This window comes from Tessaracoccus lapidicaptus (genome assembly GCF_001693815.1).
Taxonomy (GTDB): domain Bacteria; phylum Actinomycetota; class Actinomycetes; order Propionibacteriales; family Propionibacteriaceae; genus Arachnia; species Arachnia lapidicapta.
Map to the genome: position 1 here is coordinate 1 of NZ_MBQD01000023.1, position 25,408 is coordinate 25,408.

Sequence of the window (25,408 nt, forward strand, 5' to 3'; positions counted from 1 at the left end):
CGTCCAACGCCGCGCCAAGACCAACCACGTCTACCTCTCCCGCCGGAAGATCAGCGATCCGAAGCGGGCAAACCCAGATGAGTCAACGACTCAAACCAAGCGGGCATCTTGACATGAGGCAACAGGAATCACGTCGCCACGAGGGGCTGGACCCCTTTCATGACCAGGTGGACAGGGCTCCTCTCGCGCGCCGCTTCGATCGAGGCGCACCGTCGTCGGTTCGACACGGCCCGGGTTCTTCTACTAGACTCCAACTTCGCTAGGGGCGATTGGCGCAGTGGTAGCGCGCTTCGTTCACACCGAAGAGGTCGGCGGTTCGAAACCGCCATCGCCCACAGAAGAGTCTCCGACACGCCACCATCCGGTGGCCCAATGAGAGAGAGTCGATGACTGCGCCGGCAATCGTGCTTGTGGCTGAAGGGCCCGACGATCCGGCGGTCACCAATGCGTTGAAGTCCATCGCGCGTTCCCTGCAGAGCAGTCGGCCGGATCTCCGCATCGCACTGGCGCGGATCGGCGCGGGCACACCCAGGCTGGAGAACGTCGTGGCGGACCTGGTCGCCGACGAGGTGGCCGAGGCCGTCCTGGTTCCGCTCGACCTCGTCTCCGCGGCGGACCACGCGCCCGAACTCGACACATTCGAGCACTCCGGTGACATCCACCTGGCCGTGAGTCGTCCCGTGGGTCCCGCCGGCGAGGTGCTCAACATCCTCGACGAGCGGGTGCGCGAGGCACTCCACCGCGGAGGCGCCCTGGAAATCGACGGACTCGTCCTCGCCGCCCCCTCGGGTGGCGACGTGCGCGGGACGTCGCTGCTGGGTCGTCGCGCCCGGCAATGGTCCGCGCACCACCGGCTGCCGGTTCAGTTGGCGGTGGAGACGGGCGACGGGCGGGCGACCGCGGCCGCCGTCGCCTCCCTGCGGATGCAAGGTCGCCGTCATATCGCCGTGGGCAGCCTGCACCTCACTCCCACCCCCAGCTACCACATGCACGTCCAGGGCGCCCTGCGCGCGGGCGCCGTCGCGGTGACCGCCCCCATCGGCGACAGCCCCCACCTCCGCCAACTCATCCTCGCCCGCTACGCCTTCGGCGCGATGGAGTTGCTGGACGGGACCCCCACCCGACTCCCCGACGACCTGGACGGCGAGGACTCCTGAGGCTTGCCCGGGGCGCATAGGATCGCTGCATGAATGACGCGTACCGTCCTCCCGTGACCAAGTCCGACGAGGAGTGGGCGGCCGAGCTGTCCCCCCTCGAGTTCAAGGTGCTCCGTCTGGCCGGCACCGAGGCTCCCTTCACCGGCGAGTACACCGACACTGAGGACGAGGGCATCTACGAGTGCCGCGGCTGCGGAGCCGAACTTTTCCGCAGCACCGAGAAGTTCCACTCGCACTGTGGCTGGCCCAGCTTCTTCTCCCCCTTGGCGGAGGACCGGGTCCGCTACATCGACGACCACTCGATCCCTGGCCGCCCGCGCGTCGAGGTGCGCTGTGCCGCGTGCGACGGCCACCTGGGACACGTCTTCGAGGGCGAGGGATACGACACCCCGACGGATCTTCGTTACTGCATCAACTCGGTCAGCCTCCGCCTCCGCCGCGGCTGAGCCGCTCCGGCGCGCCTCACCGGCCTCCGAGGGGCCCCGTCGTAGGGTGGCGGTCGTGCCAGCAGACGTGACCAGCGCGACGCCCGAGCCTTTCGCCCGCGCACTGCGCGAACTCGACACGATGCAGTGGCGCCGCGGGTTCACCACCGACGAGATCGGCTCGCCGCAGCGCATCGCGCCCTACTCCGTCGCCATCGAGGGCGAACTGGGCGACGGCGGCGACGAGGCCCTCTCGACGGGGCGGCTGATCCTGCTCCACGACCCGGCGGGCAACGACTCGTGGTCGGGCACGTTCCGGCTGGTCACTTACGTCCGGGCGGAGGTCGACCTCGACATGGTCACCGACCCGCTGCTCCCCGACGTCGCGTGGTCCTGGTTCACCGACGCTCTCGCGCACCGCGGCTGTGCCGCCCACGCGCTGGCCGGCACCGTCACGGCGTCCTACGGCAAGGGCTTCGGAGACATGGCCGACGCGGACCGCGCCGAGGTCGAGCTGCGGTGCTCCTGGACCCCCACCCTGGACGTCCGGCACCCGTTGACCGCCCACCTCGCCGCGTGGGAGGACCTCATGGGGCACGTCGCGGGCCAGCCGCCCCTCCCCCCTGGCGTCTCATCCCTTCCCACCGGGCGGCACGGATGACCTACATCGAAAGCCCCAGAGAACCGCTGCGTCCCGTCGTCGAGGACCCGAGCGCCCTCGAGTCCTGCCTCGAGGCCCTCGCGTCGGCCACAGGACCTGTCGCCTTCGACACCGAGCGGGCACACGGCCACCGGTACTGGCCCAAGGCGTACCTGCTGCAGATCCGCCGCGAGGGCGCCGGCACGTGGCTCGTCGATCCCGTGGCGTTCGAACGCGGCGGACCCGCCGACCTGTCGTCTCTCGTCACTGCCTGCGGGGACGCGCCGTGGATCATCCACGCGGCCAGCCAGGATCTTCCCTGCATGCGTGAGATCAGTGTCCTGCCGCCCTCGATCATCGATACCGAGCTCGCGGCCCGCCTGCTCGGAAAGCCCGGCGCCAGCCTCGGAGCCCTGCTGGCGGCCGAACTGGGCGTCCACCTCCGCAAGGCCCACTCGGCGGACAACTGGTCGAAGCGGCCGCTGCCGCCGTCGTGGCTCACGTATGCCGCGCTCGACGTCGACTACCTCCTCGAGCTGGCTGAGCGGCTGCAGGATGAGCTGCAGGAGGTCGGGCGCGCCGAGTGGGCCGACCAGGAGTTCGCGGACACGTTGGCGCGCCACACCGCTCCCCCGCAGCCCCGCGTGGATCCGTGGCGCCGCCTCAGCGGGATCACCACGCTGCGCACGCCACGGCAGTACGCCGTCGCCCGGGCCCTGTGGACCGCGCGCGACGCCATCGCCCAACGGCGCGATCGACCGCCCGGCTGGATCCTCCCGGACGCCGCCATCCTGGAGGCGGCCAGCCTGGCGCGTGACTCGGTTCCCACGAAGTCGGAGCTCCTGCGGATCAAGGGCTTCGCCGCCCCGCCCGGCAGCCGAAACCTGTCCACCTGGCTCGCCGCCCTCGACGAGGTGCGGGCGCTACCGGCGTCCGGGTATCCCCCACCGCGTCTGCGCTCGGACGGCGTGCCGCACCCACGGACATGGGACCGGGTGAACCCCGAGGCCGCTGAGCGATGGGCAAAGGTGCGTCCCGTGATCGACGAGCTCGCCTGCGATCTCGGCGGCCTGCAGCCCAGCCTCGTCGCTCCCCCGGTGGCGGTGCAGGGCAGCCTGTTCGCATCCGCGGACGTCACGCACGAGGACCTGCTGGCCCTGGGCGCACGTCCGTGGCAGGCCGACTTCCTCGTCCCCCTGATCCGTGAGGCCCTGGGCCGTTAGGCCGGCCGCACCGCCTCCTGGTCGGGTGCCGCGCTGAGCACCTCCCCCAGCACTCGCAGCGACACCTGCGCGGCGGTCAGCCCGATTTCATCGAGCACCTCATCGCGGGAACCGTGGGCGAGGAAGCGCTGCGGGATCCCGAACGTCATCACGCGGGTCGCTGCATGGGACTCCGCCAGTCGCGACCGGAGACGCTGGCCGATGCCGCCCTCCACGAGGTTGTCCTCCATGGTGACGACGACGTCGTAGCCCGCCGCCAGCGACACGAGGTCCGGGCTCACCGGCAGGGCCCAGAGCGGGTCGACGACCGTGGCGGGGACGCCCTCGTCCCGGAGGCGATCCGCGACACCCAGCGCCATCCCGGCGCACTGGCCGTACCCGACGATCAGCAGCCGCGCGCCCTCGCTGCGCCGCAGCACATCGACCCGCGAGAGCCCATCGCCGACGTGCGCGACCTCCTCGATGGCGTCCGGCAGGCGTTCCTTCGAGTACCTGACGACGGTGACGGCGTCCGAGACATCGACGGCCCGGTCCAGCGCCGCCACGAGCCTGGCCTGGTCTCGCGGAGCCGCCAGCTGCAGGCCGGGGATGAGACCCAGCAGCGTCATGTCCCACATGCCGTTGTGGCTGGGGCCGTCCGTGCCCGTGACTCCGGCCCGGTCCAGGGCGATGGTCATCCCGGTGCGATGCAGCGCTGCGTCCATGAGCACCTGGTCGAACGCCCGGTTGACGAATGTGGCGTAGAGGGCCACCACGGGGTGCAGCCCCGAGCGCGCCAGCCCCGCCGCCGACACGATGGCGTGCTGTTCGGCGATGCCGACGTCGAAGATCCGGTCCGGGAACGCGGCCGCGAACCGTCCGAGCCCGGTGGGGTGCAGCATGGCGGCCGTCACGGCGACGACGTCCGGCCGGCGCTGGCCGATGTGCACCATGGCCTCCGCGAAGGCGTCCGTCCACGTGGCCTGGACCGACGCCGAGAGGGGCTCGCCCGTGATCTCGTTGATCCGGCCCACGGCGTGGAACTGGTCCTCCTCGTGCTCCTCCGCGGCCTGGAACCCGCGCCCCTTGCGCGTGACGCAGTGCACGATCACCGGGCCGCCGAAGTGCCGTGCCTGCTCGAGGTGGTTCGTCAGCGACGCGATGTCGTGCCCGTCGAGGGGCCCCATGTACTTGATGCCGAGGTCCGAGAACATCGACTGCGGCGCCAGGACGTCCTTCACCCCGGTCTTGAAGCCGTGCATGAGGTCGTAGACCGGACGGCCGACGAGTGGCATGCCGGTGACCGTGCGCTTGATCAGGGTCAGGGTCTTCTCGTAGCGGCGATCGGTGCGCAGGCCAGCCAGGTGGTTGGCGAGTCCACCCACCGTCGGCGTGTACGAGCGCCCGTTGTCGTTGACCACGATCACCAGCCGGAGGTCCTGTCGGGCCGCGATGTTGTTCAGCGCCTCCCAGGCCATGCCGCCGGTCAGGGCGCCGTCGCCGACGACCGCCACGACCGTGCGAGCCTCGCCGCGCAGCCGGAAGCCTTTGGCCAGGCCCTCCGCCCAGGACAGTGCGGTCGAGGCATGTGAGTTGGCCACCCAGTCGTGCTCGGACTCCGCGGGCTCCGGGTATCCGGAGAGGCCTCCACGCTGGCGGAGCTGATCGAAGCCCGCGGCGCGGCCCGTGAGGATCTTGTGGACGTAGCTCTGGTGCCCGGTGTCGAAGATGATCGGATCCCGCGGCGAGTCGAACACCCTGTGGATCGCCATGGTCAGCTCGACCACGCCCAGGTTCGGCCCCAGATGCCCGCCGGTGCGGCTCACCTTCGTGATGAGGAACGATCGGATCTCGGCCGCGAGCTGGACGAGCTGGCGCCGAGACAGCGCGCGAAGGTCGCGCGGGCTGGTGATCGTCTCCAACACAGACATGGGCTCCATAGTAGGGCCAGGCTCAGAGCTTGGGCACGAACCGCACGTCCCGCAAGGCCTGATCCACCAGTTCGACCGCCCTGGCGACGCGCACCAGGCGCGCCTCCTCCTGCTGCAACACGGCGGCCGCCTGGTCCGCCGTGGCCGCGTCCACCACCCCGGTCAGCGACGGCCGGAGCCCGGTCAGGCCGCTGCGGGTGGCGACCAGCTGGGACGACACGAACTCGCGCGCGAGCCGTGCCAGCACGACCGGATGACGCCGGAGCACCCCGTATCCCCGGTACTCGGCCGGGCAGCTGTCCAGCAGGAATGCCTCCGCGGTGGCCACCCATCCCGGCGCCCCCGGTGGCCGCACCGCGGCCGGCCAGCCGGGCGGGACGTACACTCGGATCTGATCCTCATCATCGAACATGTGTTCTATTGAACCGCGCGCCGCCGACAGATTCAACCGGCCTGACACAGAAACGAGGGGCGACTCCCCTGTCGGGAGCCGCCCCTCGCAGCGTGCGGATCAGGCCTTGGCCAGGTTCCGCAACACGTACTGCATGATGCCGCCGTTGAGGTAGTAACTCCGCTCCCCCGGCGTGTCGATCCGCACGACGGCGTCGAAGGTCACCTCGGCCCCGTCCGGCTTCACGGCGCTGACCCGCATCGTCTGCGGGGTCACACCGTCGTTGAGTTCGGTGATGCCGGTGACCGAGAAGGTCTCCTCGCCCGTGAGGCCCAGCGACTCCGCCGACTGGCCCTCGGGGAACTGCAGCGGCAACACGCCCATGCCAATGAGGTTGGAGCGGTGGATGCGCTCGTAGCTCTCGGCGATGACGACCCGGACGCCCAGCAGCGCCGTGCCCTTGGCGGCCCAGTCGCGGGACGATCCGGAGCCGTACTCCTTGCCCGCCAGCACGACGAGCGGCACGCCCGCAGACGCGTAGTTGACGGCCGCGTCGTAGACCGTGGTCACCGGGCCGCCGTCGACGGTGAAGTCACGCGTGAAGCCGCCCTCGGTGCCGGGAGCGATCTGGTTGCGCAGGCGAATGTTGGCGAAGGTGCCGCGGATCATCACCTCGTGATTGCCGCGCCGCGACCCGTAGGAGTTGAAGTCCTTCCGGTCCACACCGTGCTCGGTGAGGTAGAGACCCGCGGGCGAGTCGGCCTTGATCGAGCCGGCCGGCGAGATGTGGTCCGTGGTCACCGAGTCGCCGAGCTTGAGCAGCACGCGCGCGCCCGAGACGTCGCCCACCGGCGCGGGCTCGGCCGGCATGTCGTCGAAGTAGGGCGCCTTCCGGACGTAGGTGGAGTCCGGATCCCAATCGAAGGTCTCGCCGTCGGGCGTGGGCAGCGACCGCCAGCGCTCGTCACCGGCGAAGACGTCGGCGTAGCGCGAGACGAACATCTCGGCGCTGATCGAGCTGTTGATGACCTCGTCGATCTCAGCCTCGGTGGGCCAGATGTCGCGCATGAACACGTCGTTGCCGTCCGCGTCCTGGCCGATCGGCTCGCTGAACAGGTCGATGTCCATGGTGCCCGCCAGCGCGTAGACGATGACCAGCATCGGCGAGGCGAGGTAGTTCATCTTCACGTCGGGGTTGATCCGGCCCTCGAAGTTGCGGTTGCCCGAGAGTACGGCCGACACCGCGAGGTCATGAGCGTTGACCGCCTCAGAGACCTCCGGGATGAGCGGGCCGGAGTTGCCGATGCAGGTGACGCAGCCGTATCCCACGAGGTTGAAGCCGATCGCGTCCAGATACTGCGTGAGGCCGGAGCGGTCGTAGTAGTCCGTCACCACCTGCGAGCCGGGGGCCAGTGACGTCTTCACCCACGGCTTGCGGGTCAGGCCGCGCTCGACGGCCTTCTTCGCCACCAGAGCCGCGCCGATCATGACGCTCGGGTTGGAGGTGTTCGTGCACGACGTGATGGAGGCGATCGTCACCGCGCCGTGGTCCAGCTCGAAGCTGGTGCCGTCGGCCAGGGTCACTGGGGCGGCGGCGTGCACCCGGGGAACCATGTGGTGGTGGGTCGGGTCGGCGGGCGCCGGCGAGTCGTCCCGGATCGTCGGGTCGGGCCCCGTCGGGTCGGAGGCCCCCATCGTCGCCGCGACCGCCCGGTCGTACCCGGAGTAGTCGTCGGCGTCATGCGGGGCGCCCACGAAGCCGGCCACCGCCTCGCGGAAGGCGGGCTTGGACTCGTCCAGCCGGATGCGGTCCTGAGGACGCTTGGGTCCGGCGATCGATGGCACGACCGTGGACAGGTCGAGCTCGATGTACTCGGAGTACTGGGGCTCGACGGCCGGATCGTGCCACAGCCCCTGCGCCTTGGCGTAGGACTCCACCAGCGCGATCTGCTGCTCGTCGCGGCCAGTGAGGCGCATGTAGTCGATCGTCTTGTCGTCGATCGGGAAGATCGCGATCGTCGAGCCGTACTCGGGGCTCATGTTGCCGATGGTCGCGCGGTTGGCGAGCGGGACCTGGGCGACGCCGTCGCCGTAGAACTCGACGAACTTGCCGACGACCTTGTGCTCGCGGAGCATCTCCGTGATGGTGAGGACCAGGTCGGTGGCGGTCGTGCCCTCGGTGAGCTTGCCGGTGAGCTTGAAGCCCACGACGCGCGGCACGAGCATGGACACGGGCTGGCCCAGCATGGCCGCCTCGGCCTCGATGCCGCCGACGCCCCATCCGACGACGCCCAGGCCGTTGACCATGGTGGTATGCGAGTCGGTGCCCACGCAGGTGTCGGGGTAGGCCTGCAGCACGCCGTCGACGGTGCGCGGGAAGACCACGCGGGCGAGGTGCTCGATGTTGACCTGGTGCACGATGCCGGTGCCGGGCGGGACGACCTTGAAGTCGTCGAAGGCCTTCTGTCCCCAGCGGAGGAACTGGTAGCGCTCGCGGTTGCGCTGGTACTCGATGTCCGTGTTGGCCTCGAACGCCCCGGCGATGCCGAAGACCTCGGCGATGACGGAGTGGTCGATGACCATCTCGGCCGGTGACAGCGGGTTGACCTTCGACGCGTCGCCGCCGAGCTGCGCGACGGCCTCGCGCATGGTGGCGAGGTCGACGACGCAGGGGACACCGGTGAAGTCCTGCATGATGACGCGTGCCGGGGTGAACTGGATCTCGTGGTCCGGCTCAGCCGAGGGGTCCCAGGCGCCGAGGAACTCGATGTCCTCACGCGTGATGTTGGCGCCGTCCTCGGTGCGCAACAGGTTCTCGAGCAGGACCTTGAGGCTGAAGGGCAGCTTCTCGGAGCCAGCGACCGCACCGATGCGGAAGTACTCGTACGAGGTGCCGTTGACGTCGAGGCTCGCCTTGGCCCCGAAACTGTTGACGCTCATCCTTCTCCTAACACTTGGCGGTCGCCAAATCTCTTGACGTCAAGATACCATGCGGGTGCCCTCGGCGGCAGCGCCGGTCATCGGTCAGTCTAGGGGGTGCAGGATCGCCACGCACTCGACGTGGTGCGTCATCGGGAACAGGTCGAAACCGCGGATCGACGACGCACGGTAGCCGCGATCCCGGAACGTCGCCAGGTCCCGGGCGAGGGCCGCGGGATCACAGGCCACATACGCCACCGCACGCGGCCGACGGTCCGCCACGGCCCCCACGACCACGGACCCCGCCCCCTTGCGCGGCGGGTCGAGGACCACGAGGTCGGCCCGGGCCGGCAGCGAGCGGTGGATCCGCTCCACGGCGCCGGAGAGGAAGCGTGCCTCGGGAACGTTGGCGCGCGCGTGCTGCACCGACCGGGTCCCCCACTCCGCCCCCGTGACTCGACAGCCCGCATCGACGAGGGCACCGGCGAACAACCCGACCCCGCAGTAGAGATCGAGCGCGCTCTCCCCGCGCCGCGGCGCGAGTCCGTCGAGCACCGCGCCGGTCAGCACCTCGGCGGCGGCGGGATGCACCTGCCAGAATCCCCCGGCGTCCACGGCGTAGGTTCGTCCGCGCACCTCCTGGTGAACCGGACGCCGCGCCTCCGCCGGCGTCGCGATCACGACGGTGACGTCGGCCACCGTGACCTCGAGGTCGGCGCCTGGGCGGGCCACGCGCGTGAGTTCGGCGACCTCCGGCCCCGGCGCGGCGATGAGGCATCCCACCTCCGGGAGCGCGACGACGTCGTGCGACCGGCGGGCCCGGAACCCCACGGTGCCGTCATCGTCCACCGCGTAGCGCACGCGGGTCCGCCACCCGAGCAGCCCGCCCGGAACGGGCTCCACCTGACCGTCCCACTCGATCCCGGCGAGGCGGCTGAGCTGCTCGGCCACGACGGCGGTCTTGAGGGCGAGCTGCGTGGACTGATCCGCGTGCTGCCAGTCGCACCCGCCGCAGCGGCCCGCGATGGGGCACGGCGGCGTCACCCGGCCCGGCGCGGCGTCCAGGACGTCGACGAGCCGGCCGCGGTCGAAGCGTGCCCCCGTCTCGGTGATCTCGACACGGACCCGCTCGCCGGGCAGGCCGCCGGTCACGAAGACGACCTTGCCCTCGCTGCGCCCGACGACGACACCGCCGTGCGCCACGCGCTCCAGCGCGACCTCGACCGTCATCGGAGCCGCGGCTGGGAGGCCTTGTGCGCGGCCGCCTTCGCGCGCCCCGACGACTTCAGCTGGTACGGAACGCTCGTGACCATGACCCCGGGCATGAAGTGCAGGCGGGTCCGGATGAGCAGCGCCGTCTGGTTGTGCAGCAGCTGCTCCCACCAGTGACCGACGACGTACTCGGGGATGTAGACGATGACGACGTCGCGCGGGTTCTCGCTGCGCAGCTCGGCCACGTACTTGATGAACGGGCCCGTGATCTCGCGGTACGGCGAAGCGATCACCTTGAGGGGGATGCCGAAGTCCTCGTCCTCCCACTCGTCGAGGATGAGCTCCACCTCGTCGTCGTCGACGGCGACCGTCACGGCGGTCAGCGTCGTCGAGCGCGCCGCGCGGGCGAACGCGATGGCACGCGCCGTCGGCAGGTTGACGCGCTGAACGAGGACGACGCCCCGCACGCGGCTGGGCAGCGCCCGATCCGAGTCCGGCGTGAGGGCGAGCTCGCGCTCGACGGCCCGGTAGTGGTTCGAGATGGTGAGCATGAGCGCGAAGAGCACGCCCATGGCCACCACCGCGAGGTAGGCCCCGTGCGTGAACTTCGACACCAGCACGACGATGAGCACGGCCCCGGTGGCCGTGGCTCCGATGGTGTTGATGATCCTCGACCGGACGATGCGGCCCCGCACCTTCGGCTCGCGCTCCGTGCGCAGTTCGCGCGTCCAGTGCCGGATCATGCCGAGCTGTCCCACCGTGAACGACAGGAACACGCCCACCACGTAGAGCTGGATCAGCGCCGTGACGGAGGCGTCGAACACCAGGACGAGCACGATGGCCGCCGCCGACAGCATGAGGATGCCGTTCGAGAAGGCCAGACGGTCCCCGCGCGAGTGCAGCTGGCGCGGCAGGAACCCGTCCTTGGCCAGGATGGACGCGAGCGAGGGGAACCCGTTGAAGGCGGTGTTGGCGGCGAGGAACAGGATGAGCATCGTCGCGGTGATGACGATGTAGAAGCCCGGCTCGAACCAGTCCATGAACACCACGCGGGCCAGCTGGCCCGTCACCGTGTGGGCCGCGCTGTGGATCGTCTCCCCCGCGGCGTTGACGTAGTGGGTGCCGGTGAGCTCGTCGATGAGGTGCACGTTCGTGAGGTTGGCCAGCGCGACGATGCCCAACAGCATCGTGATCGCCAGCCCGCCCAGCATCGCGAGGACGGTGGCGGCGTTGCGGCTCTTCGGCTTCCGGAACGCGGGCACGCCGTTGCTGATGGCCTCGACGCCGGTGAGGGCCGCGGCGCCGGAGGAGAAGGAGCGCGCCAGGATCGCCACCATGGCCCAGCCGACGAACTCGCCGGTCCCCTCAGGCGGGACGACGATGAGGTCGGCGGTCTCGCTCTTCAGGGGCTGGCCGAGGATCAGGATGCGCACCAGGCCGATGGCGATCATCGACAGCATCGAGGCCATGAAGACATAGGTGGGGATCGCGAACGCCGACCCGGACTCCCGCACACCGCGCAGGTTCATCAAGGTCAGGAACACGATGACACCGACCGCGGTCCACGCTTCGTAGCCCTGCAGGAACGGCAGCATGGCCTTGGCGTTGATGACCCCCGCGGACACCGACACCGCGACCGTGAGGACGTAGTCCACGAGTAGCGACGACGCGACGGTGAGACCGGCATAGCGGCCCAGGTTGGCGGTGGCCACCTCGTAGTCACCACCGCCGTTGGGGTACGCGTGCACGGTCTGGCGGTAGGACATGACGACCACCGCGACGACAACCGCCACCGCGACAGCGATCTCCCACGAGTAGAGGAATCCGGCCATCCCGGCCAGCGACAGCGTGATGAGGATCTCGTCGGGGGCGTAGGCCACCGAACTCAGGGCGTCGGAGGCGAACACCGGCAGCGCCAGCCGCTTCGGGAGCAGCGTCTCCCCGAGTTGGGCGTTGGCGAGCCGCCGCCCGACGACCATGCGCTTGAGCGCCGACAAGACATTCACGCGGCTACGGTAGACCTGTTGACGGGCAAAGTCATCGTCGGCCCCGGCTGGGTCCGGGGTGTAAGTTCTGGTGCCACAGTCGCCCGAAGGAGGCACACGTGCACATCGTGATCATGGGCTGCGGCCGTGTCGGCTCGATGCTCGCGACCGGGCTCGAGAGGCGCGGCCACAGCGTCGCCGTCATCGACGTCAACGTCGACGCCTTCCGCAGGCTGGGTCAGGATTACAAGGGGCTGACGGTCAAGGGCGTCGGCTTCGACCGCGAGGTCCTCGAGGCGGCGGGGATCCGCCGCGCCGACGCCTTCGCGGCCGTGTCGTCGGGTGACAATTCCAACATCCTCGCCGCCCGCGTGGTGCGGGAGAACTACCACGTCGACAACGTCGTGGCCCGCATCTACGACCAGGGGCGCGCGGCCGTCTACGAACGGTTGGGCATCCCGACGGTGGCCACGGTGAAGTGGACCGTGAGCCAGGTCCTGCGGCGCCTGCTGCCCGAGGGCAGCGAGCCGGTCTGGCGGGACCCGACGGGGACCGCCCGCCTGCTGCAGATCCACGTGCACCCCGGGTGGGTCGGCCGACGGATCAGCGAGCTGCAGGCCGCGGCCGGCACCCCGATCCCGTTCGTGCAGCGGGTGGGCCGAGGCATCGTCCCCGACCGCGACACCATCTTCCAGGACGGCGATCTCATCTACGTCGCGTGTCACACGGACCGCACCGACGAACTCGAGACCCTGTTCGCCACCCCGCCCGCCAAGCACTAGGAGGAGCCATGCGCGTCGCCATCGCCGGAGCAGGCAACGTGGGCCGTTCCATCGCCCGCGAACTCATCGCCAACGGCCACCAGGTGCTGCTCATCGAGCGCGACCCCGCCGCCATCAAGCCCGACTCCGTCCCCGGGGCGGACTGGTTCCAGGCCGACGCCTGCGAGCTCCAGTCGCTGGAGGAGGCGGAGCTGGAGAACTGCGACGTCGCCATCGCGGCCACCGGCGACGACAAGGTGAACCTGGTGCACTCACTGCTGGCCAAGACGGAGTTCGGAGTCCCGCGCACCGTCGGCCGGGTGAATCATCCGGGCAACGAGTGGCTGTTCGACGCGCAGTGGGGCGTCGACGTGTCCGTCTCGACGCCGCGCCTCATGTCGGCGCTCGTCGAGGAGGCGGTTTCGACGGGCGACCTCGTGCGGCTGCTGACGTTCAACCGGTCCACGACGCACCTGTCCGAGGTGACGCTGCCTCAGGCATCACACCTCGCCGGGCGGCGGCTGCGCGACGTGGAACTGCCCGGCGACACGGTACTGGTCGCGATCATCCGCGACGGCGCACCCATCACCCCGGAGCGTGACCGGGCTTTCGAGGGCGGTGACGAACTCCTCTTCCTCGTGACGCAGGAGTCCGAGGCTGACCTGGCCGCGGTGTTCGCGGCCGACCACTACGACGACTGAGGGACGATCCGGAAGTCCGGGTTGTAGATGACGCACTGACCGCGGTCGTCGGCCAGCCGGCCCTCGACGAGGATGGTGCGCCCCGGCAGCAGGCACTCGAGATGGTCGCGACCCATCCAGACCAGCCGCACGGTGCCGCTGCCGTCGCTGACCTCGGCCTCCAGCCAGCCGTGGGCGGCGTCCGAGGTGACTGAGGTGATGGTGCCGCGCAGCGTCACTCTGGAGCGGACCGGGCACGCTGCCAGCGGCTGCGCCCCCGCGACCGCCGCCTGCTCGCGCAGTTCAGTGGCCTCCAGTTCCTCGTGGGAGAGAAAGTAGCGCCGCAACCGCTCACCCCACGGCCGCTTGCCCACGGCTCAGCCCTCTGCCTCAGGTACCCGCATGGGCAGTAGGCTGCCCGGAGCGGCGGGCGACGTGCCGCGTCGCACGACGATGTTGCTGAAGAACTCGAACAGCGCCAGCTGCGCCTCGTCGTTGTCCACCTCGAAGGTCGCCTTGCCGAGGAGCACGCCGCGCAGCACCCATCCGGGGCCCTGAACCAACCAGGTTCGCGACAGGTGCATCGCCGGCTTGCCGTCGGGTCCCGTCACGGGCAGGGCCCGCCGCAGCTCTGTGCCGAAGGGTCCCTCCACGGCCTGGCAGCGCCCGCCCTGCCGCGTCGTGGTGGCCATGATCTCGTCCCGGATCTCACCGGTCATCGACGACTTCGATGGCCCCGCGAACACCGCGACCTCGAGCGCGGACTGTCCGTCTCCGACGAGGATCGACTGGACGGCGTTGGTCTCCCGGTTCACCTGGAGCTGCATCGTCATCCCCTGGAACGGGGTGATGATGATCGTGCCGAGGTCGACGCGGCGGACCTCGTCGGCGTCCGCGTCGAGGTCGACCTCGGAGATGTCGAACGGGCCCTCGTCCCGCGCGAATGCCGCGTCCCAGCGGGCGGTGTCGTCCGCCGGAACCTCGTCGGTCTCCTGATCCTCATCGGCGGTGAGGTCAGGGGTCTCGTCGATGTCGGTGTCGTCGATGTCCTGGGGCCGTCTGCGTCCGAAGATCACTGCGCGAGTCCTTCACTGGTGGTCGGGGCGGCGAAACCGCCGGTGGAACCATAACCCCCGGCGCCGCGCACCGTGCCGTCGAGGGCCTCGACGGACACGAATCGGGCGGTGACGACGGGCATGATGAGAAGCTGAGCGATGCGGTCGCCGGCGCTGAGCCGGATCTCCCGCTCCGGGTCGAGGTTGATCAGGCACACCTGGATCTCGCCGCGGTAGCCGGAATCGATGACGCCGGGGGCATTGACGATGCTGAGCCCGAACCGGGCCGCCAGACCGGAGCGGGGCGTCACGAGCCCGACATGGCCCGCCGGGATCGCCACGGCGACGCCGGTGCCGACCAGCGCGCGTTCACCCGGCGACAGCGCGATGTCGTGGGCGGCCCGGAGGTCGGCGCCGGCGTCGCCATCGTGCGCGTAGGTGGGGAGGGCGCCGTCGTCGGCAATCGTGGGGATGATCATCCGGCGTTCCTCGGGGCGTTGACCGCGGCGGCGAAGTCCTCCGGACGCCGCGTGCTGACCAGCCATGCGGGGTGTGGGTCGGCGGGGTCCGACAGCCGGATGCGGACGAGGCCGGGGACGTAGGGGCGGGTGAGGAGGAAGTCGCGGTGGTTGGCGTCCCTCCCGAGCGCGGCACGTGCCGTCTCGCCCGCGAGCGGGTCCGCACCGGCCACCCAGTCGAGGGAGACCCGGTTGCGTCCGGCGACCACGGCCCCGTCGACGACCCCGACGGTCGTCGCGCTGTAGGCGACCAGCGCCAAGCCGACACCGACTGCGGCGAGCACCGTGAACACCGTCGCGATCAGCGGGTCCACATACGCGTAGACGGCGACCGCGAGACTGAGGACGAACAGGGCTGCGATGAGCACCCACCACCACGGCACGTGCAGTCGTTCGCGATAGATCACCTGTCAACCCTACCCGGTTCACCCTATGGTGGTTCCGACGGCCGACCCGAAAGGACCCTCATGGCTCTCACCGAAAAGGTGATGTGGAAGATCTACGCCGGCGTGCTCGGTGCGCTCACGACCCTGATCGCCCGGAAGCTGGTGACCAAGACGTGGGAGGCCGCCACCGGCGACCCGGCACCGGACATCAACGACCCGGAGACCCCCGTCGCCAGCGCCATCATCTGGGCCGCGGCGAGCGGCCTGGGCGTGGGGATCTCGCAGCTCGTGATGAATCGCTACGTGCAGCGTCGGTGGATGGCGAACTTCGCCCACGTCGGGCCGAGCCGGCTCCGCACCAAGTTGGACTTCTGAGCCGCGTCTCAGACGCAGTCGACGCAGTACTTCAGCCCCGAGCGCTCCTCGGCGAGCTGTGAACGCGACTTGACCAGGAAGCACGACGCGCACGTGAACTCGTCGGCCTGCTTGGGCAGGACCCGGACGGTGAGTTCCTCGTGCGACAGGTCGGCGCCGGGCAGCTCGAACGATTCGGCGGCCTCGACCTCGTCCTCGTCGACCTTCCCGGAGTTCTTGTCGAGTCGGCGGGTCTTCAGCTCCTCGAGGGAGTCCTCCGACATGTCCTCATCGGTCTTGCGGGGTGCATCGTAGTCGGTGGCCATCCTCAGTCAACCGTCCCTTTCTGTGCCGCCTGGTGCCGCGAACGCGCCTATGTGTATCACATCGCGGGGCTGGATGGGAGATGGACCCGCGCTCGTCCCAGGCGGGCGGCGGGCTCTCGCTGGTAAGTTGGACAGGAAAACACCGACGTGAACGAGGAATCGACAGTGAATGCTCTGACCCCCCGCGAGATCCAGCAGCGGATCCGCTCGGGCGCCTCCGTGGCCGAGGTCGTCGAGGAGACGGGTATGGAGCTGGACCGGGTGGAGGCGTTCGCCGGGCCGGTCCTCGCCGAGCGGAGCCATATCGCACAGGCCGCGCAGACCGCGACCATCCGTCGCCGGGGCGAGTCCGGTACCCACCGTCGGCTCGGCGATCTCATCGCGGCACGGCTGCGGGCCCGCGGCGTCGACCCCGACACCATCGCGTGGGACGCCTGGCGGCAGCCGGATCTGAAGTGGCGGGTCGTCGGGAGGTTGGGCGCGGACGCCGAGGCCCGCGAGGCCGAGTTCGTGTTCGATCCCAAGGCGCGGTTCTCCGTGGCCCACAACTCCGATGCCAGGTGGATGATCGGTGAGGAGTCGCCGGCCGACGCCCCCTCCGAGGAGGAGAACACCGTCGACTTCACCGACGAGATGGCCCTGGTGCGGGCCGTGACGCAGCCTGGGCCGGCGGTGCCGGGCGACGACGTGCCGGCCTCGGCCCTCATGCACGACGGCAACGAGGACACCTCCCAGCTCGACCGGCTCTACGACATGCTCAGCGGCATCAGCGAGGACTCGGTGCGCATCTACACCGGCATCCTCGACCCCTCGCCGACCGGCCCGGAGGCCGCGGATGAGGAGCTCGACGCCACCCTCCCCCGCGAAGAGGGCGAGGAGCCCGAGGTCGCGGCAGAGCTCTCCACGGACGCAGAGCCCGCAGGCGCGCCCCAGGAGGCGCCGGACGAGCCGGCGCAGGAGCCCCTCGTCGACGGCGCGGAGGCCCCGAAGAAGCCGCGCCCCCGCCGCCGGCGCGCCAAGGTCCCCACGTGGGACGAGATCATGTTCGGTGGGCCCACCACCTGAGCGCAGACGCTCAGAAGTCGTCGGGGTCGAACGGCAACGGGTCGGGCGACAGCGTCGCCTTGGCGCGCGTCGCGGTCATCCGGCGCCGATGATGGGCCCGGCACAGCACCTCGTAACGCACCTCGCCCCCGTCGGTGGTGTCCCCCACGACGACCTGCGACCCCTCGGTCACCATCAGACCGTCGACGGTGCGGGCGTTGTGCGTCCCTCGGGATCCGCACCAGCACAGCGGTCCGATCGGCAGAGTCTCCACACGGTCCGCGAGCTCGATGAGCCGCTGGGAGCCTGGGAACAGCCGGGTCCTGAAGTCCGACAGGATGCCGAACGCGTAGACGTCCAGCTGGAGTTCGTCGACGATGCGCGCCAGCTGGTCGATGTGGTCGGGCGTGTAGAACTGGGCCTCGTCGCACACGATGTAGTCCACGCGGTGGCCGCCGGTCAGCTCCGCGATGACGTAGCGCCAGAAGTCGAACGCCTCGTCGACCTCGATGGCGGCCGCCGTCAGCCCCAGCCGCGAGGCGATGACGCCCTCGCCGGCGCGGTCCTGTGAGGTGAACACCCGGCCGCGCCGCCCGTGGGTCGACTGCGTGTAGTCCAGCTGGAGCGCCAGAGTCGACTTGCCACAGTCCATGGGTCCGGTGTGGAATACGAGCTCAGCCACGCGGCGCCTTTCGATCGATGAGGTCGCGGTAGGCCGCGACATATCCTTCGGCCGTCCGCTCCGGGCTCAGCTCCGGCAGGACGCCCGCCGTCGCGGCCGACATGCGCGCCCGCCGCGCGGGGTCGCCGGCCAGGTCCCGGATCCCCGCCGCCATGGAGGACACGTCCGGGCCGGTGAGCAGGGCGCTCGCCTCCGACAGCCCGACGGTGAGGCGGTCGTCACAGTACAGGACGGGCAGCCCCGCCGCCGCGGCCTCGGCGACCACCAGCGCCTGGGAGTCGAAGCGGTAGGAGCTGAGCGCCAACACATCGGCGTTGCGGAACTCGTACGCCAGCGCCTCGATGGAGACCAGGTGCCACCGGAAGTCGATACGCGGATCCCCGTCGGCCAAGGAGCGCAGCCGGTCCCTCTGGTCCCCGTCGCCCACCAGCACGAGCTCGGCGTTGGCCGGATCGGCCCGCCGGAACGCCTTGATGAGGACGTCCAGGCGCTTCTCCTTGGCCAGCCGCCCGACGGAGAGGAAGCGGACGGTCGCGTCGGAGCGCTCCCGCGGCGCGCGGTCGATCGCCGCCTTGAGGCTGCGGTTGTAGCCGGTGGGCACCACATACCCGTGCACCTCCCCCCGGGCCGACTCCCCGATGAGATCCCGCATGAACGGTGACGGCACCGTGTAACCGTCGACCAGCTGGGCGATGGTGGCGAACGCGTGCCAGTCGAACCGCGCCGCCAGGCCGCCGGTCTCGTGCCGGGCCGCCGGGAGCCGCGACGCGGGAGGCACCGATCCGCAGGCCCGGCGCAGCACCGGGAGGATGAGCAGCTCGTAGCCGAGGGTCCCGAAGACGGCCCCTCGGACGCTCTGGTGAGTACCCGCGATGTTGGCGTGGAACGTGTGGAGGTGGGGCACGCCCTGGAGCCGGGCGAGCTTGGCGCCGAGCACCAGCGCCCCCCGCTCGGTCTGCGTGTGGATGAGGTCGAACCGCCCGACGTCGCTGATGAGCCGGGCCCGGCGGTCCGAGCAGTGCAGGATGCTGAGGTGCGCGGGCAGGCCCTCGAGGTAGACGGTCGGGCACTCGATGATCCGCCCCAGCCGCGGCTTCTGCAGGTGGCGGTCCGGCGCGATGAGCGTCACGTCGTGGCCCAGCGCCGTCAGCTCCTCCAGTTGCGTCTGGACGGACCTGCCGATGCCCCCGGATGCCGGGTAGAAGTCGTCGATGACGATGGCGATCCGCAGGCTCACCGTGTACCGCCGTGCATGAGCAGCGGGACCTCCATCTCGGCCGCCGTCAGGGAGCCGTGCATGCCGACCAGCGAGAACTCGCCCGGGGTCTGGCGGCTCATGACGGCGAAATCGCCGGTCATGGCCGCGACGACGTCGCCGATCCTCGCCGCGCTCATCGCCGAGACGCGGGGACCGAACCATCCCGCCTCGATCGCCTCCTCCCGGCGCAGGACGTGCGCGCGCTCCCCCAGCACGCTCTCCCAGGCCCACGTCAGCGCCCTGGGGTCCTCCCCGTGGATGTGGCGGAAGCGCGGCTCGCCGCCCAGATGGGTGTAGCCGGCCAGGCGCGGCTCGTCCTCCGCGACGACCCGCGACGACTCCGGCACGTTGATCATGCCGTGGTCACCGGTCACGAGGAGAGCGACGTCCGGCGGAAGCGTCTCGATGAGCCGGGCGACCAGGTCGTCGACGGTGGCGAGCTGCTCCAGCCACTGCCAGGATCCGACGCCGGTCCCGTGCCCGATGTGGTCCAGCATCCGCTCGTAGCAGTACACGACGTCCGCCGCCCGCAGCGCATCGGCCACGAGCTCGGTGAACCCCTCGGGGTCCCCCTCCGCGGCGACGGGGAACAGCGTCGTTCCCGTGAACGCCAGCCGGGTCAAGGCGCTATCGGCGAAGCGGCCGAGCGTCACGGCGCCGGAGGGTCGGCCGCCGGAGGCGAGCCGCTGGAAGAGCGTCGGCGTCTGGGCGAACCCCGCGACGTCGTCGGGCCCGCCCTCCCAGGTCAGGGCGTTGATGACCCGCTCCACCGACGGCTCGTAGAAGGTGTAGCCGGTGACGCCGTGCTCGCCCGTCGGGACGCCGCAGCCCAACGAGGTCAGGGAGGTCGCCGTCGTCGACGGGACCGAGCAGGTGATGCGGGGCGCGGCGCGGAGCAGGCCGGCCATGGTCTCGGCGTGGTCGGCGTACTCGACCAGCTGATGCCACCCCAGTCCGTCGACCAGGAGCACCACGTATTGCGACGCGCGCGGGATCGCGATGACGGGATCGCCGCCGTCGAGCCGGGCCGTGACGCTGGGCAGGACGTTGACCAGGGCCAGGTCCTCGTAGCGGGGGGCGAGGAACTCCACGGCCTCAGCCGATCTCGGCCTGCAGCCGGGTGGCGAACGCAACCAGCCTCCGCGCGTTGTCACCGTCGGCCTGCGGGCTCATCCGGACCGTGATGTCGTCCGGCTGGAGCACCCCCGTGTAGCCGTGGTCGGCCTCGCAGGCCGGGTCCTCGCATCCGGCGGGACCGAGATCGATGCGTCGCGCCGCGCCCCATACGATGCTCAGCCAGGCCTCCGTGAGGCCCTCCCGCCGCTCCGGCTGCGCCAGCGACCGCGTCAGCACCACGGAGTCGATGGCGCGCAGGGCGACGATCTCGGTGGTGGCGACGGCGTCGGCACGACCGCCCTCGCCCTCGTCGATGTGGCAGATGAGCAGCTGGCGGGCCGTGCGGATCAACACCGTGAGGTGGCGGTGCAGCTCGTGGCCGGCGAAGGTCGCCTCGTGCTGGACCAGATGGTCGAGCACCTCACGGTCCCCCAGTCCGAGAGCCACCGTCTCCGCGACGAGACTCGGATAGAACCCGCATTCCGCGATCTCGGCCAGCAGCGCCGGCGGCAGCGAGTTCATGATGTCGACGGATTCTGGCACCCGCCCATTCTGGCACGTTGCACTACCGTTGTGGCCATGGCTTCCCGCCCCTTCATCGCAGCCAGGATCGAGGATCGGCTCAACGCCCTGCTCAGTCGCGCGCTCCGGCGCCGCGGCTGGCAGGAGAAGATCCTGCCCTTCACCGGGTACGGAACCGGCGAGCAGCTGCGCATCCTGGCCCGCGTGGTGTTGCGCCCGTCGGCCGATCTCGGCATCGTCCAGGCCGCCTCGGCGCTGCTGTACCGCCGCGGCTGGCGTAACTTCATCAACGCCGCGCAGGTGGGGGCCCAGGTGAACGTCGTCATCGGCGAGACCCGCATCCCCGTGCACGCCGACCGCAGCGGCTACGTCGACGTGCGGGTCCGCAACCCCGGCCTGCCCCCGGGCTGGCATTCGGTCCTGCTGGAGGGGTCGGCGGGGTCCTCGGCGCTGGCGAGCGTCCAGGTCATCGACGACGCGGAGGAGTTCGGGATCGTCAGCGACATCGACGACACGATCCTGTCGACCTGGCTGCCCCGGCCCATGGTCGCCGCGTGGAACTCCTTCGTGGTCAAGGAGCAGGCCCGCCAGGCGGTGCCGGGCATGGCGCGGCTCTACCAGCGGTTGCTGTCCGAGCATCCCGGCGCCCCCATCATCTTTATCTCCACGGGCGCCTGGAACACGTATCCGATGATCCAGCGGTTCACCGCGCGCCACGGCATCCCCCAGGGGGCGATGTTGCTCACGGACTGGGGGCCCACCAACACAGGGTGGTTCCGCAGCGGGCAGGACCACAAGCGCCGCTGCCTGCGGGAGCTCGCCCGCGACCTCCCCAACGTCCGCTGGCTGCTGGTCGGCGACGACGGCCAGCACGATCCCGAGCTCTATGCCGAGTTCGCCACGCTGCAGCCCGAGCATGTGCGGGCGCGCGCCATCCGGCAGCTCACCCCCGGTGAACACACGCTGGCCCACGGCCTGCCGATGGAGGTCCCCGGACAGGAGGAACGCTGGGAACCCGACACGGCGCCGGAGGTGCGTGCGCCGGACGGCGACGCGTTGGGCGATAAGCTCGCCCAGTTGCTGTAACCCCGGCCCTGAGGAGGCGCCCCGATGGCGAAGCCCACCATCGATGACGAGGCGACGGAAGAGGAGCACATCCTCGACGTCGACGTCACCGAGGAGATGGAGACCAGCTTCCTCGAGTACGCCTACTCCGTCATCTACTCGCGCGCGCTCCCCGACGCCCGCGACGGACTCAAGCCGGTGCAGCGCCGCATCCTGTACTCGATGGACGACATGGGCATCCGCCCGGACCGCGGCCACGTCAAGTGTGCCCGCGTCGTGGGCCAGGTGATGGGCCAGCTGCACCCACACGGCGACGGCGCCATCTACGACGCGCTGGTGCGCATCGCCCAGCCCTGGGCCATGCGCCTGCCGCTGGTGGACGGCCACGGCAACTTCGGCTCCCTCGACGCCGGTCCCGCCGCCATGCGCTACACGGAGTGCCGGATGGCGCCGCCCGCGCTCGCCATGACACGAGGCCTCGACGAGGACACCGTCGACTTCAAGCCCAACTACGACGGCAAGGAGTCCGAGCCGAGCGTCCTGCCGGCCGCCTTCCCGAACCTGTTGGTCAACGGCGCCACCGGCATCGCCGTCGGCATGGCCACCAACATCGCCCCCCACAATCTCATCGAGGTCGTGGCCGCGCTGCGCCAGCTCCTGCGCAACCCCGACACCGGCTTGGACGAGTTGATGCGGCACATCCCCGGCCCGGACTTCCCGACGGGCGGGAAGATCGTGGGCCTCGATGGGATCCGGGACGCCTACGCCACCGGCCGGGGCACCCTGAAGCTGCGGGCGACGACGCGCATCGAGAAGGTCTCGCCCCGCCGCATGGGCATCGTGGTGACCGAGTTGCCGTACATGGTCGGCCCCGAGAAGATCATCGAGCAGATCAAGAAGGGCGTCGACGACAAGAAGCTCGTCGGCATCGCGGACGTCAAGGATCTCACCGACCTCGCCAACGGCACCCGCCTGGTGATCGAGGTCAAGAACGGCATCAACCCCGATGCGCTGCTGCAGCAGCTGTTCAAGGTCACCAAGCTCGAGGACACGTTCGCCATCAACGCGGTCGCGCTGGTGGAGGGACAGCCGCGGACCCTCAGCCTCAAGGACATGCTCGAGGTCTATCTGGAGCATCGCCTCGACGTCATCCTGCGCCGCACCCGGTTCCAGCTGGGCAAGGCGGAGGACCGGCTGCACCTCGTCCGTGGCCTCATCATCGCGATCGCGGACATCGACGATGTCATCGCGATCATCCGCTCGTCCGACGACGCCGCGGAGGCCCGCGGCCGGCTCATCGGGGCCTTCGACCTGACCGAGACCCAGGCCACCTACATCCTGGACATGCAGCTGCGCCGCCTCACCCGCTTCTCGACGATCGAATTGGAGAAGGAGGCCGCCCAGCTGATCGACACGATCGCCGGCCTGCGCGAGATCATCGACGACGACCAGGTGCTGCGGCGCGTGGTGGGTGATGAGCTGAGCGCGGTGGCCAAGCAGTTCGGCACCCCGCGCCGGACGGTTCTGCTCGCGTCGAGCGGCGTCGCGGCGACGGCGGCCGCACCGCTCGAGCTTGCCGACGACCCGTGCTGGGTCCTCCTGAGCGGCACCGGGCTCGTCGCCCGAACGGACGCCTGCCACGAGCTGCCGGTGGAGGGCCGCTCGGCCCATGACGTCATCGTCGCCCGTCTCGCCACCACGGCCCACAGCGAGTTCGGCGTGATCACCAACCGGGGCAGGCTGCTGCGCTGCCGGGCCATCGAACTGCCCACGGTCCCCCTCACCGCGTCGGCGCCCGGCCTCCAGGGCGGCAGCCTCGCCCACGAGATGTGGCCGCTCGAGCAGGGTGAGAGCCCGCTGGGCCTGACCACGCTGGGACCGGACGAACCCGGCCTGGCGCTCGGCACGGCCATGGGCGTCGTCAAGCGGGTCAACCCGGAGGTGTTGAGCAAGGACTCGTGGGACGTCATCGCGCTGCGCGACGGCGACGAGGTCGTCGGCGCCGTCCAGCTCGACGACCCGCACTCACACCTGGCATTCGTCAGCTCGGACGCGCAGCTGCTGCACTTCCCCGCCTCATCCGTGCGGCCGCAGGGTCGCTCCGGTGCCGGCATGGCCGGCATCAAGCTGGCCCCGGATGCCCGGGCGGTGTGGTTCGGGGCGGTGCGGGTGGACACCGACGACGTCGTGACGGTCGCCGGATCCTCCACCTCCCTGCCGGGCACGGAGACCGGCGCGGCCAAGGTGACGCCGCTCAGCGAGTACCCGGCCAAGGGACGCGCCACGGGAGGCGTCCGCGCCCACCGCTTCCTCAAGGGCGAGGACACGCTGCTGATCGCCGCGATCGGGCCGCGCCCCATGGTCGCCTCGGCGGCGAGCGGCTCCCCGGTGGATCTGCCCTCGACCCCGGGCCGCCGCGACGGCTCGGGGCTGCCGCTCGCGCAGCCGGTCACCGCCGTCGCCGGACGCGGGACCCGGACCGGCGCCGGACCGGTAGCATCGCCGACGGAAGGAGACCACCATGAGCTTTGAGGACCTACTCGCCAACAACGCGCGTTACGCCGACTCGTTCACTGACGGCGGCTTCGACGGCATTGCCAAGGCCGGGGTGGCCATGGTCACCTGCATGGACTCGCGCATCGAGCCGCTGGGCATGATCGGCCTCAAGCTCGGTGACGCGAAGATTCTCCGGTCCCCCGGTGGCAGAGTCACGACGTCGGTGCTGACGGGCTGCGTCCTCAGCGCCCAGCTGCTCAATGTCACGCGCATCATGATCGTTCCCCACACCCGGTGCGCCATGGCCGCCGGAACCGACGCGGACATCCGGCGCACCATCGCCGAGCGGACGGGCCACGACACCTCGTGGATCTCGTTCGGCGCGCACCCGGATCAGCTGGAACGGCTCCGGGCCGACGTGGACATGGTGGCGAGCCATCCCCTCGTCAAGGGGTATGCCGAGGTGGGCGGCTTCATGTACGACGTGGACTCCGGCCGCCTCACGCAGCTCATCTGACGTCTGCGGGCAACAGCGCGCGGTGCGCGCTGCGGATGTGTGTCTCGACGAGATCCGCGGCGGCCGCACCGTCTCCGGACCCCAGCGCCTGCCGGATCCCGTCGTGCTCGGCGACGAGCCTCAGCCGCAACGAGCCCCAGTCCTCCAGGCGTTCCTCAGCGTCGAGAATGCGCCCTGCGACGGCCTGCCGGATGGCGATGGTGAGATCGCGGATGAGCTGGTTGTCGGCCATGGCGGCGATGGCCACGTGGAATGCGGTGTCGAGGTCGTTGAACAGGGCGGTGTCATGCACCTCCGCCATCTGTTCCGCGAGGTCGGCCAGCCCCGCCAGGCTGTCGGCATCGGCGTGACCGGCCGCGGCCTGCGCCGCCGCCCGCTCCAACACGACCCGCGTCTCGGTCAGGTCGTCGTAGGACGTCGACTGCAGCGCGAGGTGGAGCCGCAGCATCCGGCCGAACGCCGACCCCTGAGTCGTCGTGATCCGGGTCCCGTGACCGGCTCCGACACTCGCACTCACGATGCCCTGCGCCTGCAGGACCTTGATGGCCTCGCGGACGGCGCCGCGGCTGACTCCCAGGTCAGCGGCGAGGGCACGCTCGGCGGGCAGACGACTGCCGGAGACGTAGCGCCCGGCCAGGATCTCCTCCGAGATGAATGTCAGCGCCGTCTCGAAGCCCCCTGAGTCGGGGCGCTCGCCGTCGGTTGGTCCTACCACCTGTCCATCATGCCCGATGCACGCGCCGCCTGCGGCCTCTGCACGAACGTG

At 70.4% G+C, this 25,408-nt stretch carries 26 protein-coding genes and 1 tRNA gene; 12 read left to right on the forward strand and 15 right to left on the reverse strand.

The window, feature by feature from the left end:
- The first annotated feature begins 263 nt into the window (after positions 1-263).
- The 5 genes from BCR15_RS09775 (at position 264) to BCR15_RS09795 (ending at position 3,445) form a co-directional block, all read left to right on the forward strand.
- A tRNA-Val gene (locus BCR15_RS09775) sits at positions 264-335 on the forward strand.
- A gap of 51 nt (positions 336-386) precedes the next feature.
- Positions 387-1,157, forward strand: a complete 771-nt coding sequence (locus BCR15_RS09780; protein WP_068752030.1) for a sirohydrochlorin chelatase — start codon at positions 387-389, stop codon at positions 1,155-1,157.
- A gap of 29 nt (positions 1,158-1,186) precedes the next feature.
- Positions 1,187-1,603: a peptide-methionine (R)-S-oxide reductase MsrB gene (gene msrB, locus BCR15_RS09785; RefSeq protein WP_068752031.1), complete on the forward strand. Its 417-nt coding sequence runs from the start codon at positions 1,187-1,189 to the stop codon at positions 1,601-1,603.
- Positions 1,604-1,658: 55 nt separating this feature from the next.
- Positions 1,659-2,243: a DUF3000 domain-containing protein gene (locus BCR15_RS09790; RefSeq protein ID WP_228383406.1), complete on the forward strand. Its 585-nt coding sequence runs from the start codon at positions 1,659-1,661 to the stop codon at positions 2,241-2,243.
- The gene (locus BCR15_RS09795) at positions 2,240-3,445 is read left to right on the forward strand and encodes an HRDC domain-containing protein (protein ID WP_078919551.1); all 1,206 of its coding nucleotides are present in this window, start codon (positions 2,240-2,242) and stop codon (positions 3,443-3,445) included. Before BCR15_RS09790 ends, BCR15_RS09795 begins: the two co-directional genes overlap by 4 nt.
- Here BCR15_RS09795 and dxs read toward each other — a convergent pair.
- The 5 genes from dxs to BCR15_RS09820 form a co-directional block, all read right to left on the reverse strand.
- The gene (gene dxs / locus BCR15_RS09800; RefSeq protein ID WP_176715223.1) at positions 3,442-5,355 is read right to left on the reverse strand and encodes a 1-deoxy-D-xylulose-5-phosphate synthase; all 1,914 of its coding nucleotides are present in this window, start codon (positions 5,353-5,355) and stop codon (positions 3,442-3,444) included. The genes BCR15_RS09795 and dxs overlap by 4 nt on opposite strands.
- 22 nt (positions 5,356-5,377) lie before the next feature.
- Entirely contained in the window at positions 5,378-5,767 is a 390-nt protein-coding gene (locus BCR15_RS09805) for a hypothetical protein (protein ID WP_068752034.1), read from the reverse strand.
- A 99-nt stretch (positions 5,768-5,866) separates the two neighbouring features.
- Positions 5,867-8,686: an aconitate hydratase gene (locus tag BCR15_RS09810; RefSeq protein ID WP_068752035.1), complete on the reverse strand. Its 2,820-nt coding sequence runs from the start codon at positions 8,684-8,686 to the stop codon at positions 5,867-5,869.
- A gap of 84 nt (positions 8,687-8,770) precedes the next feature.
- Positions 8,771-9,895: a class I SAM-dependent RNA methyltransferase gene (locus BCR15_RS09815; protein ID WP_068752036.1), complete on the reverse strand. Its 1,125-nt coding sequence runs from the start codon at positions 9,893-9,895 to the stop codon at positions 8,771-8,773.
- Complete coding sequence (locus tag BCR15_RS09820; RefSeq protein WP_068752037.1) at positions 9,892-11,883, reverse strand: APC family permease; 1,992 nt, start codon at positions 11,881-11,883, stop codon at positions 9,892-9,894. Before BCR15_RS09820 ends, BCR15_RS09815 begins: the two co-directional genes overlap by 4 nt.
- Before the next feature lie 113 nt (positions 11,884-11,996).
- On the opposite strand from BCR15_RS09820, the gene BCR15_RS09825 reads away from it, so the two are divergent.
- The gene (locus BCR15_RS09825; RefSeq protein ID WP_068752220.1) at positions 11,997-12,644 is read left to right on the forward strand and encodes a potassium channel family protein; all 648 of its coding nucleotides are present in this window, start codon (positions 11,997-11,999) and stop codon (positions 12,642-12,644) included.
- An 8-nt stretch (positions 12,645-12,652) separates the two neighbouring features.
- The gene (locus BCR15_RS09830; protein ID WP_068752038.1) at positions 12,653-13,324 is read left to right on the forward strand and encodes a potassium channel family protein; all 672 of its coding nucleotides are present in this window, start codon (positions 12,653-12,655) and stop codon (positions 13,322-13,324) included.
- Here BCR15_RS09830 and BCR15_RS09835 read toward each other — a convergent pair.
- From BCR15_RS09835 to BCR15_RS09850, 4 genes are read right to left on the reverse strand one after another with little or no spacing between them, the layout of a single operon-like run.
- Positions 13,312-13,677, reverse strand: coding sequence for an OB-fold nucleic acid binding domain-containing protein (locus BCR15_RS09835; protein WP_068752039.1), 366 nt, complete (start codon positions 13,675-13,677; stop codon positions 13,312-13,314). The two genes, BCR15_RS09830 and BCR15_RS09835, sit on opposite strands and share 13 nt — an antisense overlap.
- A gap of 3 nt (positions 13,678-13,680) precedes the next feature.
- Positions 13,681-14,379 (reverse strand): DUF3710 domain-containing protein, encoded by a 699-nt coding sequence (locus tag BCR15_RS09840; RefSeq protein WP_141680103.1) that lies wholly within the window; start codon positions 14,377-14,379, stop codon positions 13,681-13,683.
- A complete protein-coding gene (gene dut / locus BCR15_RS09845; RefSeq protein WP_068752040.1) occupies positions 14,376-14,837 on the reverse strand; it encodes a dUTP diphosphatase in 462 nt (153 codons plus the stop codon). The genes BCR15_RS09840 and dut overlap by 4 nt, the downstream gene beginning before the upstream one ends.
- Complete coding sequence (locus BCR15_RS09850; protein WP_068752041.1) at positions 14,834-15,283, reverse strand: DUF3093 domain-containing protein; 450 nt, start codon at positions 15,281-15,283, stop codon at positions 14,834-14,836. Before BCR15_RS09850 ends, dut begins: the two co-directional genes overlap by 4 nt.
- Positions 15,284-15,343: 60 nt before the next feature.
- Here BCR15_RS09850 and BCR15_RS09855 point away from each other — a divergent pair, with 60 nt between their 5' ends.
- The gene (locus BCR15_RS09855) at positions 15,344-15,637 is read left to right on the forward strand and encodes a DUF4235 domain-containing protein (protein WP_068752042.1); all 294 of its coding nucleotides are present in this window, start codon (positions 15,344-15,346) and stop codon (positions 15,635-15,637) included.
- 8 nt (positions 15,638-15,645) lie between these two features.
- Here BCR15_RS09855 and BCR15_RS09860 read toward each other — a convergent pair whose 3' ends face one another.
- Positions 15,646-15,942 carry a DUF4193 domain-containing protein gene (locus BCR15_RS09860; RefSeq protein WP_068752043.1) on the reverse strand — a complete coding sequence of 99 codons (297 nt, stop codon included), beginning with the start codon at positions 15,940-15,942 and terminating at the stop codon, positions 15,646-15,648.
- A 147-nt stretch (positions 15,943-16,089) separates the two neighbouring features.
- On the opposite strand from BCR15_RS09860, the gene sepH reads away from it, so the two are divergent.
- A complete protein-coding gene (sepH, locus tag BCR15_RS09865; RefSeq protein ID WP_078919548.1) occupies positions 16,090-17,007 on the forward strand; it encodes a septation protein SepH in 918 nt (305 codons plus the stop codon).
- Between the two features lie 10 nt (positions 17,008-17,017).
- Here sepH and BCR15_RS09870 read toward each other — a convergent pair whose 3' ends face one another.
- The 4 genes from BCR15_RS09870 to BCR15_RS09885 are packed head-to-tail and all read right to left on the reverse strand — an operon-like array spanning position 17,018 to position 20,585.
- Positions 17,018-17,668, reverse strand: coding sequence for a thymidine kinase (locus BCR15_RS09870; RefSeq protein ID WP_068752045.1), 651 nt, complete (start codon positions 17,666-17,668; stop codon positions 17,018-17,020).
- The gene (locus tag BCR15_RS09875) at positions 17,661-18,905 is read right to left on the reverse strand and encodes a glycosyltransferase family 4 protein (RefSeq protein ID WP_068752046.1); all 1,245 of its coding nucleotides are present in this window, start codon (positions 18,903-18,905) and stop codon (positions 17,661-17,663) included. The genes BCR15_RS09870 and BCR15_RS09875 overlap by 8 nt, the downstream gene beginning before the upstream one ends.
- A complete protein-coding gene (locus tag BCR15_RS09880; RefSeq protein WP_068752047.1) occupies positions 18,902-20,017 on the reverse strand; it encodes an alkaline phosphatase family protein in 1,116 nt (371 codons plus the stop codon). Before BCR15_RS09880 ends, BCR15_RS09875 begins: the two co-directional genes overlap by 4 nt.
- 4 nt (positions 20,018-20,021) lie before the next feature.
- The gene (locus BCR15_RS09885; RefSeq protein WP_228383405.1) at positions 20,022-20,585 is read right to left on the reverse strand and encodes a DUF5998 family protein; all 564 of its coding nucleotides are present in this window, start codon (positions 20,583-20,585) and stop codon (positions 20,022-20,024) included.
- A 36-nt stretch (positions 20,586-20,621) separates the two neighbouring features.
- Between BCR15_RS09885 and BCR15_RS09890 the strand changes: the two genes are divergently transcribed.
- The 3 genes from BCR15_RS09890 to BCR15_RS09900 are packed head-to-tail and all read left to right on the forward strand — an operon-like array spanning position 20,622 to position 24,642.
- Positions 20,622-21,650 (forward strand): App1 family protein phosphatidate phosphatase, encoded by a 1,029-nt coding sequence (locus tag BCR15_RS09890; protein WP_068752223.1) that lies wholly within the window; start codon positions 20,622-20,624, stop codon positions 21,648-21,650.
- Between the two features lie 24 nt (positions 21,651-21,674).
- Positions 21,675-24,161 (forward strand): DNA gyrase/topoisomerase IV subunit A, encoded by a 2,487-nt coding sequence (locus tag BCR15_RS09895; protein ID WP_068752048.1) that lies wholly within the window; start codon positions 21,675-21,677, stop codon positions 24,159-24,161.
- Complete coding sequence (locus BCR15_RS09900; RefSeq protein ID WP_068752049.1) at positions 24,151-24,642, forward strand: beta-class carbonic anhydrase; 492 nt, start codon at positions 24,151-24,153, stop codon at positions 24,640-24,642. The genes BCR15_RS09895 and BCR15_RS09900 overlap by 11 nt, the downstream gene beginning before the upstream one ends.
- On the opposite strand, the gene BCR15_RS09905 is transcribed toward BCR15_RS09900, so the two are convergent.
- Positions 24,635-25,357, reverse strand: a complete 723-nt coding sequence (locus BCR15_RS09905) for a FadR/GntR family transcriptional regulator (protein WP_228383404.1) — start codon at positions 25,355-25,357, stop codon at positions 24,635-24,637. The genes BCR15_RS09900 and BCR15_RS09905 overlap by 8 nt on opposite strands.
- Positions 25,358-25,408: the final 51 nt, after the last annotated feature.

What these genes read in the sequence shown, in the direction of transcription:
- BCR15_RS09780 (WP_068752030.1), top strand. Translation starts at nt 387, where the DNA reads ATGACTGCGCCGGCAATCGTGCTTGTGGCTGAAGGGCCCGACGATCCG.
- msrB (WP_068752031.1), top strand. Translation starts at nt 1,187, where the DNA reads ATGAATGACGCGTACCGTCCTCCCGTGACCAAGTCCGACGAGGAGTGG.
- BCR15_RS09795 (WP_078919551.1), top strand. Translation starts at nt 2,240, where the DNA reads ATGACCTACATCGAAAGCCCCAGAGAACCGCTGCGTCCCGTCGTCGAG.
- dxs (WP_176715223.1), bottom strand. Translation starts at nt 5,355, where the DNA reads ATGTCTGTGTTGGAGACGATCACCAGCCCGCGCGACCTTCGCGCGCTG.
- BCR15_RS09805 (WP_068752034.1), bottom strand. Translation starts at nt 5,767, where the DNA reads ATGTTCGATGATGAGGATCAGATCCGAGTGTACGTCCCGCCCGGCTGG.
- BCR15_RS09810 (WP_068752035.1), bottom strand. Translation starts at nt 8,686, where the DNA reads ATGAGCGTCAACAGTTTCGGGGCCAAGGCGAGCCTCGACGTCAACGGC.
- BCR15_RS09815 (WP_068752036.1), bottom strand. Translation starts at nt 9,895, where the DNA reads ATGACGGTCGAGGTCGCGCTGGAGCGCGTGGCGCACGGCGGTGTCGTC.
- BCR15_RS09825 (WP_068752220.1), top strand. Translation starts at nt 11,997, where the DNA reads ATGGGCTGCGGCCGTGTCGGCTCGATGCTCGCGACCGGGCTCGAGAGG.
- BCR15_RS09830 (WP_068752038.1), top strand. Translation starts at nt 12,653, where the DNA reads ATGCGCGTCGCCATCGCCGGAGCAGGCAACGTGGGCCGTTCCATCGCC.
- dut (WP_068752040.1), bottom strand. Translation starts at nt 14,837, where the DNA reads ATGATCATCCCCACGATTGCCGACGACGGCGCCCTCCCCACCTACGCG.
- BCR15_RS09855 (WP_068752042.1), top strand. Translation starts at nt 15,344, where the DNA reads ATGGCTCTCACCGAAAAGGTGATGTGGAAGATCTACGCCGGCGTGCTC.
- BCR15_RS09860 (WP_068752043.1), bottom strand. Translation starts at nt 15,942, where the DNA reads ATGGCCACCGACTACGATGCACCCCGCAAGACCGATGAGGACATGTCG.
- BCR15_RS09890 (WP_068752223.1), top strand. Translation starts at nt 20,622, where the DNA reads ATGGCTTCCCGCCCCTTCATCGCAGCCAGGATCGAGGATCGGCTCAAC.
- BCR15_RS09895 (WP_068752048.1), top strand. Translation starts at nt 21,675, where the DNA reads ATGGCGAAGCCCACCATCGATGACGAGGCGACGGAAGAGGAGCACATC.
- BCR15_RS09900 (WP_068752049.1), top strand. Translation starts at nt 24,151, where the DNA reads ATGAGCTTTGAGGACCTACTCGCCAACAACGCGCGTTACGCCGACTCG.